The organism is Ignavibacteriota bacterium, assembly GCA_016708125.1.
Classification (GTDB): Bacteria; Bacteroidota; Ignavibacteria; order Ignavibacteriales; family Melioribacteraceae.
The window spans coordinates 1642420-1658198 of the sequence record JADJGF010000001.1 but is presented as its reverse complement, the minus strand read 5'-3'; the positions used below and the strand labels follow the sequence as shown (position 1 = coordinate 1658198).

Here is a 15779-nt window from a genome sequence, read left to right as displayed (position 1 = left end):
TATTGTTTTTTTCTAAAGGGTTAATAAATTTTTCTTTCGCTAATCAAAAAAAAGATTCCGTTTTTCCACAAATGCAGAAACCGGAATAACGATTAGTTTTTATTTAATTCTTAATGTTTCCCATTTCACATTTTATTCTTCTTGCATAAAAGGATATCTGTAATCCGTTGGTGGAATAAAATTCTCTTTTATTGCTCTTGGTGAAACCCAGCGTATTAAATTTAGATAACTTCCTGCTTTATCATTTGTACCGCTCGCTCTTGCGCCACCAAAAGGCTGCTGACCAACAACAGCACCGGTAGGTTTATCATTAATGTAAAAATTTCCGGAAGCATTTTTTAAAATTTTATCTGCTAAAATTACCGCATCTCTTTCTTTCGCAAAAATTGCTCCTGTTAATGCATATGGAGAAGTTTCATTACAAAGCTCTAAAGTTTCTTTGTATTTATTTGTTGGATAAACATAAATCGTAAGAACCGGACCAAAAATTTCTTCTTCCATTGTTTTAAATTTTGGATTTGTTGTAACAATAACGGTTGGTTCTATAAAATATCCCTTTGAACTATCAAAATTTCCACCGGATATAATTTCAGCATCTTTTGCTTTTTTAGCAAAGTTGATATATTCCGTAATTGTATCAAATGCACTTTTATCAATTACTGCATTCATAAAATTTGTAAAATCTTCCGGAGAACCCATTTTTACAGTTTTCAATTCGCTGATAATAAATTTCTTTAATGAATTCCACTTTGATTGAGGAATGTAGGCGCGAGAAGCAGCGGAACATTTTTGTCCTTGATATTCAAAAGCTCCTCTAATTAATGCTGTTCCAACTTCTTTAACATCCGCGCTTTTGTGAACAAAAATGAAATCTTTGCCTCCGGTTTCACCCACAATTCTTGGATATGATTTATATTTTGCAATATTATCTCCAACAGTTTTCCACATATTTTGAAATACGGGTGTACTTCCGGTAAAATGAATTCCAGCTAAATGCGGCGAAGCCATAACTGGGTCACCGACTTGTCTGCCCGAACCCGGAACAAAATTAATTACTCCCGGAGGAAATCCAGCAGCTTCAAATAATTTCATTAACCAGTATCCTGTATAAACTGCGCTTGATGCTGGTTTCATTAAAACTACGTTTCCCATTAAAGCTGGCGAAGTTGGTAAATTTCCAGCAATTGATGTAAAATTAAACGGAGCAACTGCAAATACAAATCCTTCTAAAGCTCTGTATTCCATTTTATTCCATTGGCCTGCTGGTGAATGCGGCGGCTGCTGCTCATAAATCTGCTGAGCATAATAAGCATTAAATTTGAAGAAATCTATTAATTCACAAGCTGAATCAATTTCTGCCTGGAAAGCATTTTTACTTTGTGATAACATTGTTGATGCATTTAAAGTATTTCTCCAAAATGGTGATGCAAGCAAATCTCCTGCTTTTAAAAATATTGCAGCTCTTTCATGCCAATCCATTGAAGCCCATGATTCTCTTGCTTTTAAAGCTGCCTCAATTGCCATTTCAACTTCTTTCTTTCCGGCTTTATGATATTTTCCAATTACAGTTTTGTGATCGTGTGGAATTACGCAATCCTCTTTATTTCCGGTTTTAATTTCTTTGCCGCCGATAATTAGAGGAATTTCTATAATTTGATTTTTTAATTCTTCAATTCTTTTTTTAAGTGCTGATTTTTCCGGAGAACCCGGGGCATAACTTTTAATTGGTTCATTCTCGGGTAAGTTTATCCTAAATTGAGCATTAGCCATAATAAATCTCCTCAAAACTATTTAATTAATTAAATTTTCTTATGGTCAAAACTAAGAAAATATACTCAGACCAAAAAGTGAAATAGGATAAACTCAAGTTTTATTAAATAGAATTCGGTAGCAATTATTTTTTATTTTTACAAAAAGGAATAAAAGATTTGAAAGAAAAAATATTAAGATATTTATTGAGTATTTTGTTTTTATTTATTTCTCTCAATGCTTTTGGCGGTGGATATTATGGAATGTCCGGCGCAAAAGGAGTTCCTATCGAATGGCTTGAAAATAGTCCATTTCAAAATTATTTCATTCCAAGTTTATTTCTGTTTATTATTGTTGGCGGATCAAGTTTATTAGCATCAATTTTTGTTTTTCGAAATTTAAAATTTGATATAACATTTTCATTTTTAGTTGCTACAATAATCTTGACTTGGATAATAACTCAAGTATCTATAATTGGTTACGTTTCTTGGATGCAGCCTACAATTTTTATTATTGGTCTTATCATTTTTTTTCTTTCATTGATTTTGCTCAAGCTAAGAAAAAATATTAGTTGATTTAACTTTTCTTACAATCAAAGTTTATAATGACAAATCAGAATAATTTTACTTCATTAATTGCATTTTTATTTACTGATGAATGGAATGATTTTCAAAATAAAAATTCACTTATTCTTTGGGGAATTTCTGAATTTGGAACTGTAAAATTAATTTTTAAGAACAAACCGGTTTTTTTTATTGAACGAAAAAATCAAAATATTGAAATCCCCTTTCCTCATTTAAGAAAACAAGTAAACCTAAAATCCTTTGATTTTATTGATGTTGATGCAATTTATTTTAATACACAAAACGATTTGCTGAAATGTTCGGAATATTTTGGTTCACAAAAAATTAAAACTTTTGAAAGTGATGTAATTCCCACGCGCAGATTTTTAATGGAAAAAGGAATCAATGCACAAGTTAAAATTGAAGGAAATTTTTCTCGACAAAAAAATGTTATGGTTTTTGAAAACCCTAAAATTTATTCAAATGAGTATTCTCCAAATTTTAAAATTGCATCGATTGATATTGAAACAAACCCAAACAATAATATAATTTCCTATGCAATTCATCAAACTGAAAATAATAAGGAACAAAAAATTGTTAGAATTTTAGGAAACGAAGAAATTCAATTAAGCGAAAATGTTTATCAGCATAAATCCGAAAAAATAATTTTACAAAAATTTATTGATGATATTTCCGAGTTTGATCCCGATATTATTATTGGCTGGAATGTTCTCGGTTTTGATCTAAAAATATTGGAAGAACGAGCAAATGTAAATAATATAAAATTTATTTTGGGAAGAGATAATTCAATCTCAAAAATTATTGCAAAATCCAGCGGAAATTATTTTGCAAAAATTTCCGGAAGAATTGTGCTAGATGGACCAACAACATTACGCTCGGCATTTTTCACTTTTGAAGATTATAAACTTGAAACCGTTGCTCAAGAATTATTGGGAAAAGGAAAAACCATACAAAGCAATTCCAACAAAGTTGCTGAAATAAATTTCCTTTTTGAAAATGATAAATTAAAATTAGCGGAATATAATTTAACCGATTGCATTTTAGTTTCCGAAATATTTGCAAAAGTTGGAATTATTGATCAGCTAATTATGCGAAGTAAATTATCCGGATTGTTTTTAGATCAGCTTGGACAAATGACTGCGGCGTTTGATCATTTTTATCTTCCTAAATTGCATCAGCACGGATTTGTTGCGCCAAATGTAAAAGACATAAAACAAACTCAACATTCGGCTGGTGGCTTTGTTTTTGATCCGCAGCCCGGTTTATATAAAAATGTTTTTGTGCTGGATTTTAAAAGTTTGTATCCATCAATAATTGAGACTTTTAAAATTGATCCTCTATCTAGATTGCTCTCAAATGAAAACACTTTGCAAACTCCAAACGGAATTAAATTTTCACAGACGAATCATATACTTCCTAATTTTATTGAAGAATTAATGCATCACCGCGAAATCGCAAAAAAAAATAATGATAAAAATCTTTCGCAAGCAATTAAAATTTTGATGAACAGTTTTTACGGAGTTATGGGTTCTTATGGATGCAGATTTTATCATCCGAATTTGCCGGACGCAATTACCGGAACCGGTCAGTGGCTACTTCAGCAAAGTAAAATATTTTTAGAAAAAAATAATTTGAAAGTTCTCTACGGCGATACAGATTCTTTGTTTGTAAACGTAACGACTGATTTTGTTGATGCAAATGAAGTTGGAAAAAATATTGCAAAAAATTTAAATGATTATTGGAACGAAAGAATTGAAAAAGAATTTTTACTAAAATCATATTTGGAAATTGAGTTTGAAAAATATTATTCAAAATTTATTTTAACTTCAATGCGAGGAAGAGAAGGTGGAGCTAAAAAACGTTATGCGGGTTTGCTCGAAAATAAAATTGATTTTGTGGGAATGGAATTTGTTCGATCTGATTGGACAAAACTTGCAAAGAATTTTCAAGAGGAATTGTACTTACGAATTTTTAATAATCAAGATTATGAAAATTGGATTAAAGAATTTGTTTCAAATTTACTTTCCGGAAAATTTACTAACGATTTAATTTATAAAAAACGTTTACGTAAAGGTTCGGAAAATTACACAAAAACAATTCCACCGCACGTAAAAGCTGCGCGATTGATAAATCAAGAACGTGGAACCGTAAATTATTTTATAACTAAGCGTGGACCAATTCCAGCGGAATTAATTCCCACGGATTTTGATTATCAACATTATATTGAAAAACAGTTAAAGCCAATTGCAGATTCAGTTTTGGCGCTTTTCGGAAAATCTTTTGATGGAATTGTAAAATCAACCCAAATGAATTTGTTTTGATAAAAATATTCTAAACTCTATTTTATCATAAACCAAATAATTACATAAATCACTTTTCTAATTTCAACAATGAAAGTAAAAAATCTTCAACGAAAGGAATATCTTCAAAGAATTAACAAAGTACTTGATTATATTGATAACAACCTCAATTCCAAATTTTCTCTTGATGAATTAGCTTCGGTTGCCAATTTTTCAAAATTTCATTTTCACAGAATATTTAAAAGTATTCTTGGAGAAACATTAAATAACTATATCTTAAGAATCCGACTTGAAAAAGCTGCCACAATTTTAATTTATAACCCAAATTTATCTGTAACTGAAATTGGTTTTGAATGCGGATTTTCGAATACATCAATTTTCGCAAGAGCGTTTAAGGAAAGATTTAAAATTACGGCAACCGAATGGCGAAATAAATATTCGCGGGAATTTAGCAAGAAAAGTCAAACGGTTAGCAATCAAAGTGAAGTTTCAAATTTTTTGAATGAATATTTTGGTGATGTATTTATAAATAAAACGGAGTTAAAAATGAATCACCAAATTGGTGAAGTTACACCAACTAAAGTTGAAGTAAAAGAAATTTCAAGTTTTACTGTTGCGTATTTAAGGTATATCGGTCCTTATAAAGGCAACGCAGAATTATTTGGAAATTTGTTTGGCAGACTTTTTAACTGGGCTGGACCAAGAAATTTGTGTCTTCCAACGTCAAAAGTTTTAGCAGTTTATCATGATAATCCGGAAATAACAGATGAAGAAAAATTACGTTTAAGTGTTTGTATTTCCGTTCCAAATAATACAGAAGTAACAGACGAAATTGGTAAAATGGAAATTGCTGGCGGAAAATATGTTGTGGCAAGTTTTGAGTTAACCGAGAAAGATTATCAGAAAGCATGGGATTATGTTTACAGCGAATGGTTTCCATCAAGTGGTTATCAGCCAAACGATTATACATGTTTTGAACTTTATTTGAATGATCCCAAAGAACACCCCGAAGGAAAACATATTGTTGATATTTACGTTCCGGTAAAACCACTTTAAAATTTTAATCTCAATTAAGATGCGATCTTTATAAAAAGATCGTATCTTTTTTGAGGAAGAATATCTAATTCTTTTTAACACATAATCTTTTCTTAATCTTATTCTTAATCTTATTTTCAATCGCTTTTTCAAAAAAGAAGAGTAAGATTATGATTAAGATAAAGAGTAAGAAATTAAAATAATTTGATAAAATATGAATACGATATGGATACTTGATATTTTTTCTTAATCTTATTCTTAATCTTAAACTTAATCTTTGCATTAAACTTTCTTAAAGTTTGCTATTACAAATTTCCAAGTGGAAAAATAATTCATTGTTTGTTATACTTACGAAAAATATTAACAAAGAAAGGGATGTAATGCTCACTTCACAATTATTTAAAAACAGACTTTTAACTTTATTTTTATTGCCAATTTTACTTTTAATATTTTCATCTCAAATTTTTGCTCAAATTGATTTAAACAAGGTTTTGAAAAAAACAAAAAAGAAAGCCGAGAAAAAAATTGAAAAAAGAATAGAAGATAATATTGATAAAAGTGTTGATAAAACTTTGGATGGCGTTGAAGATGGTATTGAGGAAACTGTAGAAGCCGATGAAACTTCCGAAGAATCTGATGATGAAATGCCAGAAGAAAATAAATCTGCAAATAAAAATGTTAAGGGAACCAAACCTCATCAAGTTGAAAATAAAACTCCGCAGTTAAATTGGGCAAAATATGATTTTATTCCCGGTACGGAAATTATTTTTGAAGACAATCAAGAAGGAGAACAAAACGGTGAATTTCCATCAAAGTGGGATTTAGTTAAAGGAACTTACGATAATGCAAACGTCGATGGTGAAAATGTTATAATGTGCAGAAAAACCAATGCAAACGGCGGCGGCGGTATTGTTCCATTAATTAAAAATTCCTCCGAGGATTATCTTCCCGATGAATTTACTGTTGAATTTGATGCTTATTTTCCCGATCAACATTTTTCTTATCGTGTATTTTTTGCTGATTATAAAAATCAAAAGAAAATTTTTAGAAATCCCGAGTATAATTCTGCTGAACAAAATATCCGTTTTTATCAAAATGCTGCCGATGGAAAAAATATTGAAAAAAATTTTCTGCCCGGAACTAATTATGTAACAAATATTGCAACTTGGCGACACATAGCAATTTCTTTCAATAAACGTGCACTAAAAGTTTATTTGGATGATACAAGAATTTTAAATATTCCAAATGTTGATTTTAATCCTACCGGTATTGGACTTTCTTCGCACAATCCAGATGGAAAATCTGCTGGATATTTAAAAAATATTAGAATTGCAAAAGGTGCAGTTCCACTTTATGATAAATTTTTAACAGATGGAAAATTTGTAACAACCGGAATCAAGTTTGATGTAAACAAATCAACTTTAAAACCGGAAAGTATTGGAACAATAAATTATGTTGTTAAAATGATGCAAGATCATCCCGAATTAAAATTTTCCGTTGAAGGTCATACAGATAGCGATGGAAATGATGATTCAAATCTTAAACTTTCTGAAGAAAGAGCAAAATCTGTTGTTGCAAAAATGATTGAGTTAGGAATTTCTTCTGATCGATTAACATCAAAAGGATTGGGCGAAAGTAAACCATTAACAAGCAACGATACATCAGAAGGAAAAGCTCAAAATAGAAGAGTTGAATTTGTGAAAATGTAGATTTGTTGATTTCTTAATCTTGCGCTGATAAAAGTAAAAGATTCTTCAAAGATACGATCTTTTTAAAAGATCGTATCTTTTATATACAAACTATTTAAAGCAAATAAAATTTTCACTCTCTCCGAAGAAATCCCTCTGGGATAATCTTTTTCTTAAAAACTTTTCAATAAAACTTAAAATCTTTATTTTCACATATAAAATTACTTTCACAAATCGTTATTTTTGGCACATAATAAAACGGAAATAAAAATGCATTTAGCAGAAATCCTAAAAGATTCAAATTATAAGTTGACCCAATTTGATGATGAAAAAATTAAATATTTAGAAAAACAAATATTCCTTAAAGAATCCCGTGGTAAAAATTCAGCATATTATAATTGTCCAATTAGAAAAAAAGAAATTAAACTTACTCCAGAAGAAGTAATACGCCAGCTTTATGTATTGGTTCTTACTCAAGATTTTTACTATCCAATTTCAAGAATTGAACTTGAATATTCTGTTTCATTTGGAAGAGAAAAGAAACGAGCAGATATTGTAATTTTTGATAAAGATCAAACAACTTCGCCTTTTATAATTGTTGAAGTTAAGAAACCAAAAGAAAAAGATGGAATTGAACAATTAAGATCGTATTGTAATGCAACCGGAGCGCCAATAGGGGTTTGGACAAACGGTGATTCTATTTCAAGATTTCATAGAAAAGATCCTAATTATTTTAAACCAATTCCAGATATCCCAAATATAAATCAAAAACTTACTGATATTTTACAAGAAAGATGGTTTATTGATGATTTAATAAGAGAAGATAAACTTGTAAATGAAAGAAAATCGTTAAAAGATTTAATTCTCTACATGGAAGATGAAGTTTTAGCAAACGCCGGAGTAGATGTTTTTGAAGAAGTTTTCAAACTAATCTTTACAAAACTTTTTGATGAATTAGAAAGTGGTAGAGATAAGAAAAGACCGGTTCAATTTAAAGATTATGGTTATACAGAGACTGAACTAAAAGAGACAATAAGCAGTATTTTTGAAAATGCAAAAAAGAAATGGGAAGGAATTTTTAGTCCAGATTCTAAAATAAATTTAACGCCATCTCACTTAGCTGTTTGCGTCGGTACTTTAGAAGGAGTAAAACTTTTTAATTCTAATCTTGATGTTGTTGATGAAGCGTTTGAATACTTAATTAATAAAAGTAGTAAAGGTGAAAAAGGTCAGTATTTTACTCCTCGTTACGTAATTGATATGGCCGTAAAAATGCTAAATCCCCAGCCTCAAGAAACAATGATTGATACGGCAGCCGGAAGTTGTGGTTTTCCAGTACATACAATTTTTTATGTATGGGAAAAAATTCTAACAAATGCCGGTTATAATAAAAGTCATTTGTTTACATTAGATAAAAAACCGGCAAAATGTATTGATTATGTTCAAGAAAAAATATTTGCAATAGATTTTGATGAAAAAGCTGTTAGAGTTGGTAGAACTTTAAACTTAATTGCCGGTGATGGACAAACTAATGTTCTTCACTTAAATACTCTTGATTGGGAACGCTGGGATGAAAAAATACAAGATGAAGATTGGATTGATGTTTATAATGAAGGCTGGAAAAAGTTAAAAAAATTAAGATTAGATAAAAACTCAAATAGAGATTTTAAGTTTGATATTCTAATGGCAAATCCTCCTTTTGCCGGAGATATTAAAGAAAGCAGAATTCTTTCCAAATATGAACTTGGTAAAAATCCAAAAGGAAAAACACAAACTAAAGTTGGCAGAGACATTTTATTTATTGAAAGAAATTTAGACTTTCTTAAATCCGGCGGAAGAATGGCAATTGTTTTACCGCAAGGAAGATTTAATAATAGCAGCGATAAACAAATACGCGAATTTATTGCTGAACGCTGCCGTATTTTGGCAGTAGTTGGTTTACACGGAAATGTTTTTAAACCTCATACCGGAACTAAAACAAGTGTACTCTTTGTTCAAAAATGGGATGAAAAACTTTGCCCAAAGGTTGATGATTACCCAATTTTCTTTGCCACTATGCAAGAACCAAGTAAAGATAGCAGTGGCGAAAAAATATTTGTAAGAAAAAAAGACTTTAATGTAGAGACGCAACATGTTGCGTCTAAAAACAATATTTCCGATCCGCAGCCACATTATGATATATTACCAAATGATCTTAACGAATATCTTTTAGATTCTCACGGACATTTATTTGTTAAGCATGATTTGTTTAACCATGATAATTTAACTAAAGACGGCATTGCAGAAGTTTTTGCAGAGTTTGCTAAAAAAGAGAAACTAAGTTTTTTTTAAATAGCCCTTTTAACAAAGAAAAATATAAAACTTTGTTGGAAGGGCTTGAGGCAGTGGAATTAAATTTCAGTTTTGTTAAAAGTGAAAGTTCTTACCTAAGAATAGAGAGTGAATATTTCAAAAAAGAATATAGATTTCTTAAAAGAAAACTAAATACATTACCTCATACTAAACTGTTATCCATATTATCGCAACATGTCCAAACTGGTCATACTCCTTCTATGAAAAAATTAGATTTTTACGGCGGAAATATTAAACTTATAAAAACAGATAATCTACGAGAAAATTATATTAAACCTAATTTTTCACATTATTTAACTACAAAAGGTAAATCCAGAATTTCTGACTATGTATTTGAATTGTAAGTATGGGAAAAAATACTTGCATTATCTTTCTCGCCAAATGGAACAGGTAAATTTAAATTGTAGAGAAATTGAGGAAGTCATCGTTCCTTTATCAAGTCAAGAATTTCAACTCATAATAAAAGAACAAGTACAAACTGGACATGAAAATTCAAGAAAGTCTGAAAAATTATATAAAAATGCTGAGGAAATTTTATTAAAGAATATTGGACTTAATTCATTTTCACCAAATTCAGATCCAATAAATGTTAAAAGTTTTAAGAATTCATTTGGTAAAACCGGAAGAATAGATGCTGAATATTATCAAAAAAAATACGAAGAAATTATAAAGCATATAACTGATCAAAAATTTGATAGTCTCAAAAATATTATTAAAATAAAAAAATCAATAGAACCCGGTTCTGCATACTATTCCGAAAAAGGATTACCATTTTTAAGAGTTTCGGATTATAATAAATTTGGTTTCACTGAACCGGAAAAGAAACTTTCAGATTCATTTTGTAACACAAATAAAGAACTAATAAAAAAATTAAAACCTAAAAAAGAAACAATTTTATTTTCAAAAGACGGAAGTGTGGGAAATGCGTTTATGTTAAAAGAAGATGCGGATTTTATAACTTCCGGAGCTGTTCTTCATTTAACAATAAAAAATAAGACTGAGATTATTCCGGAATATTTAACTCTTGTTTTGAATTCAAAAATAGTACAAATGCAAGCAGAAAGAGATTCTGGGGGTTCAATTATTTTACATTGGCGAGTTGGAGAAATTGAAAATGTAGTTGTTCCAATAATTGATTTACAAATGCAAAAAGAAATTGCAAAACTTATTGATGAAAGTTTTAAGCTGAAAGAAAAATCTGAAAGACTTTTAGAAACAGCAAAACGAGCGGTGGAAATTGCAATTGAAGAAAGTGAAAAAACTGCAATGGAATTTATTCGAAAAAATGAAAATAAAAATTAAAAAGTAGACAAAGTAATTTCAGCAAAATCTCATAAAAGTAGAGAATCATAAACACATTCAGTTGTTAGGTATTTCCGAACAACTGCTGCTGGTTAAAGAAAACTGAATAGAAATAATTAAAATATTTTAGTAAGTTTAATAAAAAAAGTTAGAGCTAATTATGTCAACAACAGAAATAAATGAAATAAAACTTAATCTAATTTCTTGGATAAATCAGCTTTCCGACACAAATTTGTTAACATTTCTTGACGGATTAAAATCATCAAAATCTAAAGGTGATTGGTGGGATCAACTTTCAGAAAATCAGAGAAAAATTGTATTAGCCGGAATTAAAGATGCGGATTTAGGAAATACAATCAGCTCAAAATTATTCTGGGAAAAATTAACAAATGCTTAAACATCTAGAAATAGTTTGGTCAAATTCCTCTTTGCAAAATGCTTTATCTATAAAAAATTATCTGAGAATAAATTTTTCTGAAAAAGAAATTGATACTTTTTATTTACTGCTTTCGGCATTTGAAAATGCAGTAACACTTTTCCCGGAACTTTATCCGTCAACTTCTAAAAATAATGAAATTAGAAGAGCAGTATTAAGTAGAGAACTTTCTGCATTTTACAGAATTAAATCAAAAAAAAATGAAGTTTTAGCATTAATTGATAATCGATGTGATTTATCCAAATGGCTTTAATTTTAATTCTTACTCTTAATCTTACTCTTAATCTTATTCTTAATCTTATTCTTAATCACTTTTAAAATATAGAGTAAGATTAGGATTAAGAGCAAGATTAAGAAAAGTAAAAATCAATTAAATTTATTCTTATAATCAACCGGAGACATTCCGGCAAACTTTTTAAAAACATCTCTAAAAGATTTGCTATCCGTATAACCGACATCATACATAATTTCAGAAACTGTTTTTCTTCCCTTTTCCAAATCAACTTTTGCGGCTTCAATTTTTACGCGCTGAATATATTCGATAATTGTATTTTTTGTTGCGGCTTTAAACCTTCTTTCAAAAGTTCTTCGTCCCAAATTAAATCTTTCGGCTAATTCATCAACTGTAATTTTTTCATTATAATTTTCTTCAATATAATTTTGTGCGGAAAGAATTAAACCATCCTTGTGCTCTTTTTGTCCCTTAAAAATTCTAAATGGTAATTGAGAAGTTTTTTCAGTATCGAGTAAGAAAAATTTGGATGCCATAATTGCCATTTCTTTGCTTGTGTATTTTTCTATTAAATATAAAAGTAAATTCCAATAAGAAGTTGCGCCGCCGCTTGTGTAAATTCCGTTTTGATCCGTAATAATTTTATCTTCCGCAAATTTTACGTTGGGAAACATTTCTCTAAATTGATTTGCAAAAAGCCAGTGAGTTGAGCATTGCTTTTCATCTAACAATCCCGTTGAAGCCAATAAAAAAGCGCCGATGCACAAACTTGCAATTTCTGCTCCGCCGTTGTATTGATCTAAAATAAACGGAATAAATTTTTTGTTAACTTCAATTGCGTTTAAAATATTTCCACTGATTGCCGGGACAATAATCAAATTTGCTTGTTTAGCTTTTTCAATTGTGTTATCTGTGTGAATTGCAACAGTTCCAAAATTCAATTTTACTTCTTTTGTTAATCCAATTAATTGAACATTAAAAAATGGCTCGTGACCGGCTTCTTTAAAAAAATTATTTACCGCAAAAAACATATATTGCGGATCAAATATTGCAGATGGAATTGCAGTTTCGGGAACAATTATAATTACTTTTTTCATGGCGAAAATGTAATAAAAGACATTGTCGCAATCAACCCGTAAGTTTGGCGTATTTACACATTAGAAAAAGACAAAATATCTATTATATTTGTTTAAGATTTCTGAAATTTATAATTAGTGAGAAATAGATATGCAAAAATTAAGAGTTGCAAGTTTTTCAATTTCTGTTGATGGATTTGGTGCGGGTATAAATCAAAGTCTTGAAAATCCACTTGGCATCGGAGGAACAAATTTAGCTAAATGGTTTTTCCCGACAAAAACTTTTCAAAAAAATGTGATGGGAAATGATGGCGGCACAACCGGCATCGATAATAACTTTGCCGAACGAGGATTTGATAATATCGGCGCATGGATTTTAGGAAGAAATATGTTTGCTCCAACTCGCGGACCTTGGCTTGATGAAAATTGGAAAGGATGGTGGGGAAATAATCCGCCTTATCATGTTCCGGTTTTTGTGCTTACAAATTATCCACGTAAACCTATTGAAATGGAAGGCGGAACTACTTTTTATTTTATTACAGACGGCATTCATTCTGCACTAAAAAAAGCTTTTGATTCTGCAAATGGAAAAGATGTTAGGCTGGGCGGCGGTGTTAATGTTATTCGTCAATATTTAAAAGAAAAATTAATTGATGAAATGCATATTGCTGTTTCTCCGGTTTTTCTTGGAGCCGGAGAAAATCTCTTTTCAGAAATTAATATTATTGATTTAGGATATAATTGTGTGGAAAATGTTTCAACAGAAAATGCAACTCATTTAATTATTAAAAAAATATGAAAGGAAATAATTATGAAAAATATTCATCCGTACTTCAATTTTAACGGAAATACAGAAGAAGCGTTTAATTTTTACAAATCTGTTTTTGGCGGCGAGTTTAATGGTGTAATGAAATTTAAAGATTTACCGGATGCTCAAAATTTTCCCGCTGAAGTTCAAGAAAAGATTATGCACATTTCTTTGCCGTTGTGCAACGGAATTATTATGATGGGAACCGATTTAATTGAATCTATGGGACATAAATTTGTACCCGGAAATAATATGCACATTATGATTACTACAGATTCTAGAGAAGAAGCTGATAATTTGTTTAACCAACTTTCTGTTGGCGGAAAAATTGAAATGCCAATGGCTGATCAATTTTGGGGTGATTATTACGGTAATTTTACAGATAAATTTGGAATAAATTGGATGATTGATTTTTCCAAAGAACAACAATAATCAGCAAAATAAGGAGTATGAAAATGGCAAAGGAAAATTCAGATTTATTAACTGCCGGAAAAATTGCTGCACAGCTTGGTGTATCGGGATCGGTTGTTTCAAAAACTATTAAAACGCTAAACCTCAAGCCGGATTTGGTTAAAGCCGGTTGCAATTATTTTGGAAAAGAAAATATTGATAAAATTAAAAAGGCGTTGAAATAATTTTATTAATTGTCATTTCGAATCCCTATGTTTTTATCGGGAGAGAAATCTCAGAACTTAAAAATTTTTGGTGAATATTAAACTTTGAGATGTCTCATCAAAAAACGATTCGACATGACAGAAATATGCAATTGTCATTTCGATCTCGATGCTTTTTATCGGGAGAGAAATCTCAGATTAAAATTACATGATGAAAGAAAACAATGGAAATTTTAACTTCAAATCCAGAGCAAGAAATAATTACTATTAGAGAAATTAATTTTCCGATTGATTTTGTTTATCAAGCATTTGAAAATCCTAATCATCTGAAAAATTGGTGGGGACCAAAAGGTTTTACAAATACCTTTAATTCATTTGAATTTAAACCCGGCGGAAGATGGAGTTTCATTATGCACGGTCCCGATAGAGGAAATTATGTTAATGAATGTGTATTTATAATCGTTGAAAAAAATAAATTAATTGTCTGGGATCGTATTTCAAACCCAATATTTTATGTGATTTTTCAATTTCAAAAAATATCAGAAACTATAACAAAAATAATATTCAGACAATTATTTGATTCAGTTGAATTGTGTAATAAAATTAGATCATACACTGTTGGGAAAAACGACGAAAATTTTGATCGGCTTGAAGAAGAATTAATTAAAATGAGAAAGGATACAAAATGAATTCAATAACACCAAATTTGTGGTTTGATAAAACCGCTGAAGAAGCTGTAAACTTTTACACTTCACTATTTGAAAATTCTAAAATTGGAAACTCGCAAAGATACGGCAAAGAAGGATTTGAATTTCATCAAATGCCGGAAGGCACAATAATGACAATGGAATTTGAATTAGCGGGACAAAAATTTCTTGTATTAAACGGCGGACCAATTTTTAAATTCAGCGATGCGGTTTCATTTTATATTTATTGTAAATCAGAAAACGAGATTGAATTCCTTTATGAAAAATTAAAACAGAATGGAAGTATTGTTTGGCAATTGGGTAAATATGATTGGAGCGAAAAGTATGCTTGGGTAAAAGATAAATTTGGAGCTTCTTGGCAGCTTGATATTGATAAAATGAATTCACCACAAAAGATTTTACCAACACTTTTATTTACAAATGATAAATTTGCACAAATTAAGGAAGCGGTAAATTATTACACAAATATTTTCCCAAATTCAAAAATTAACTTTGAATTTCCTTATCCGCCTTCTGAAAATATTCCGACCGATGCCTTGTTGTTTGCACAATTTAGTTTATCAAATTATTTATTCAACGCAATGAGCAGTACGCAAAAACATGATTTCGATTTTAACGAAGCAATTTCATTTATCGTAAATTGTGATACGCAAGAAGAAATTGATTATTATTGGGAAAAACTTGGTGAAGGCGGAGATCCCAATGCACAGCAGTGCGGATGGCTTAAAGATAAATTTGGAGTTTCTTGGCAAATTGTTCCTTCAAAACTTGGTAAGTTATTAAGCGGTGGAAACAAAGAACAATCTTCTTCCGTAATGAATGAATTATTAAAAATGAAAAAACTTGATTTAAATATTTTGGAACAAACATTTCAGAAAAATTCATAATATTTATTA

16 protein-coding genes are annotated in these 15779 nt (G+C 30.0%); 14 read left to right on the top strand and 2 right to left on the bottom strand.

Annotated features, from left to right (window positions below; genetic code table 11):
* Window positions 1-132 precede the first annotated feature (132 nt).
* Window positions 133-1770, bottom strand: coding sequence for an L-glutamate gamma-semialdehyde dehydrogenase (gene pruA, locus IPH62_07520; GenBank protein ID MBK7105116.1), 1638 nt, complete (start codon window positions 1768-1770; stop codon window positions 133-135).
* A 158-nt stretch (window positions 1771-1928) separates the two neighbouring features.
* Here pruA and IPH62_07515 point away from each other — a divergent pair, with 158 nt between their 5' ends.
* From IPH62_07515 to IPH62_07475, 9 genes are all read left to right on the top strand, one after another.
* Window positions 1929-2324 carry a hypothetical protein gene (locus IPH62_07515; protein MBK7105115.1) on the top strand — a complete coding sequence of 132 codons (396 nt, stop codon included), beginning with the start codon at window positions 1929-1931 and terminating at the stop codon, window positions 2322-2324.
* A 29-nt stretch (window positions 2325-2353) separates the two neighbouring features.
* Complete coding sequence (locus tag IPH62_07510; GenBank protein ID MBK7105114.1) at window positions 2354-4654, top strand: DNA polymerase II; 2301 nt, start codon at window positions 2354-2356, stop codon at window positions 4652-4654.
* Between the two features lie 69 nt (window positions 4655-4723).
* Window positions 4724-5689, top strand: a complete 966-nt coding sequence (locus IPH62_07505; GenBank protein MBK7105113.1) for an AraC family transcriptional regulator — start codon at window positions 4724-4726, stop codon at window positions 5687-5689.
* A gap of 359 nt (window positions 5690-6048) precedes the next feature.
* Window positions 6049-7377 (top strand): OmpA family protein, encoded by a 1329-nt coding sequence (locus tag IPH62_07500; protein MBK7105112.1) that lies wholly within the window; start codon window positions 6049-6051, stop codon window positions 7375-7377.
* Between the two features lie 249 nt (window positions 7378-7626).
* Window positions 7627-9687: an N-6 DNA methylase gene (locus tag IPH62_07495; protein MBK7105111.1), complete on the top strand. Its 2061-nt coding sequence runs from the start codon at window positions 7627-7629 to the stop codon at window positions 9685-9687.
* 53 nt (window positions 9688-9740) lie between these two features.
* On the top strand, window positions 9741-10052 hold the full coding sequence (locus IPH62_07490; GenBank protein ID MBK7105110.1) for a hypothetical protein: 312 nt from the start codon (window positions 9741-9743) through the stop codon (window positions 10050-10052).
* Between the two features lie 37 nt (window positions 10053-10089).
* A complete protein-coding gene (locus IPH62_07485) occupies window positions 10090-11010 on the top strand; it encodes a restriction endonuclease subunit S (protein MBK7105109.1) in 921 nt (306 codons plus the stop codon).
* Window positions 11011-11170: 160 nt separating this feature from the next.
* The gene (locus tag IPH62_07480; GenBank protein ID MBK7105108.1) at window positions 11171-11407 is read left to right on the top strand and encodes a hypothetical protein; all 237 of its coding nucleotides are present in this window, start codon (window positions 11171-11173) and stop codon (window positions 11405-11407) included.
* Complete coding sequence (locus IPH62_07475) at window positions 11400-11699, top strand: hypothetical protein (GenBank protein ID MBK7105107.1); 300 nt, start codon at window positions 11400-11402, stop codon at window positions 11697-11699. The genes IPH62_07480 and IPH62_07475 overlap by 8 nt, the downstream gene beginning before the upstream one ends.
* A gap of 113 nt (window positions 11700-11812) precedes the next feature.
* Here the strand turns inward: IPH62_07475 and IPH62_07470 are convergent, their stop codons facing one another.
* Complete coding sequence (locus tag IPH62_07470) at window positions 11813-12775, bottom strand: helix-turn-helix domain-containing protein (GenBank protein MBK7105106.1); 963 nt, start codon at window positions 12773-12775, stop codon at window positions 11813-11815.
* Between the two features lie 130 nt (window positions 12776-12905).
* Between IPH62_07470 and IPH62_07465 the strand changes: the two genes are divergently transcribed.
* The 5 genes from IPH62_07465 to IPH62_07445 all read left to right on the top strand — a co-directional run bounded on the left by IPH62_07465 (window position 12906) and on the right by IPH62_07445 (window position 15770).
* A complete protein-coding gene (locus IPH62_07465; GenBank protein ID MBK7105105.1) occupies window positions 12906-13553 on the top strand; it encodes a dihydrofolate reductase in 648 nt (215 codons plus the stop codon).
* Window positions 13554-13565: 12 nt separating this feature from the next.
* Window positions 13566-13994 (top strand): VOC family protein, encoded by a 429-nt coding sequence (locus IPH62_07460; protein ID MBK7105104.1) that lies wholly within the window; start codon window positions 13566-13568, stop codon window positions 13992-13994.
* 23 nt (window positions 13995-14017) lie between these two features.
* The gene (locus IPH62_07455; protein MBK7105103.1) at window positions 14018-14197 is read left to right on the top strand and encodes an HTH domain-containing protein; all 180 of its coding nucleotides are present in this window, start codon (window positions 14018-14020) and stop codon (window positions 14195-14197) included.
* 203 nt (window positions 14198-14400) lie between these two features.
* Complete coding sequence (locus IPH62_07450; protein ID MBK7105102.1) at window positions 14401-14865, top strand: SRPBCC domain-containing protein; 465 nt, start codon at window positions 14401-14403, stop codon at window positions 14863-14865.
* On the top strand, window positions 14862-15770 hold the full coding sequence (locus tag IPH62_07445; GenBank protein ID MBK7105101.1) for a VOC family protein: 909 nt from the start codon (window positions 14862-14864) through the stop codon (window positions 15768-15770). Before IPH62_07450 ends, IPH62_07445 begins: the two co-directional genes overlap by 4 nt.
* Window positions 15771-15779 lie beyond the last annotated feature (9 nt).

What these genes read in the sequence shown, in the direction of transcription:
- IPH62_07445 (MBK7105101.1), top strand. Translation starts at nt 14,862, where the DNA reads ATGAATTCAATAACACCAAATTTGTGGTTTGATAAAACCGCTGAAGAA.
- IPH62_07465 (MBK7105105.1), top strand. Translation starts at nt 12,906, where the DNA reads ATGCAAAAATTAAGAGTTGCAAGTTTTTCAATTTCTGTTGATGGATTT.
- IPH62_07475 (MBK7105107.1), top strand. Translation starts at nt 11,400, where the DNA reads ATGCTTAAACATCTAGAAATAGTTTGGTCAAATTCCTCTTTGCAAAAT.
- IPH62_07480 (MBK7105108.1), top strand. Translation starts at nt 11,171, where the DNA reads ATGTCAACAACAGAAATAAATGAAATAAAACTTAATCTAATTTCTTGG.
- IPH62_07450 (MBK7105102.1), top strand. Translation starts at nt 14,401, where the DNA reads ATGGAAATTTTAACTTCAAATCCAGAGCAAGAAATAATTACTATTAGA.
- IPH62_07495 (MBK7105111.1), top strand. Translation starts at nt 7,627, where the DNA reads ATGCATTTAGCAGAAATCCTAAAAGATTCAAATTATAAGTTGACCCAA.
- IPH62_07500 (MBK7105112.1), top strand. Translation starts at nt 6,049, where the DNA reads ATGCTCACTTCACAATTATTTAAAAACAGACTTTTAACTTTATTTTTA.
- IPH62_07510 (MBK7105114.1), top strand. Translation starts at nt 2,354, where the DNA reads ATGACAAATCAGAATAATTTTACTTCATTAATTGCATTTTTATTTACT.
- IPH62_07455 (MBK7105103.1), top strand. Translation starts at nt 14,018, where the DNA reads ATGGCAAAGGAAAATTCAGATTTATTAACTGCCGGAAAAATTGCTGCA.
- IPH62_07470 (MBK7105106.1), bottom strand. Translation starts at nt 12,775, where the DNA reads ATGAAAAAAGTAATTATAATTGTTCCCGAAACTGCAATTCCATCTGCA.
- IPH62_07505 (MBK7105113.1), top strand. Translation starts at nt 4,724, where the DNA reads ATGAAAGTAAAAAATCTTCAACGAAAGGAATATCTTCAAAGAATTAAC.
- pruA (MBK7105116.1), bottom strand. Translation starts at nt 1,770, where the DNA reads ATGGCTAATGCTCAATTTAGGATAAACTTACCCGAGAATGAACCAATT.
- IPH62_07485 (MBK7105109.1), top strand. Translation starts at nt 10,090, where the DNA reads ATGGAACAGGTAAATTTAAATTGTAGAGAAATTGAGGAAGTCATCGTT.
- IPH62_07460 (MBK7105104.1), top strand. Translation starts at nt 13,566, where the DNA reads ATGAAAAATATTCATCCGTACTTCAATTTTAACGGAAATACAGAAGAA.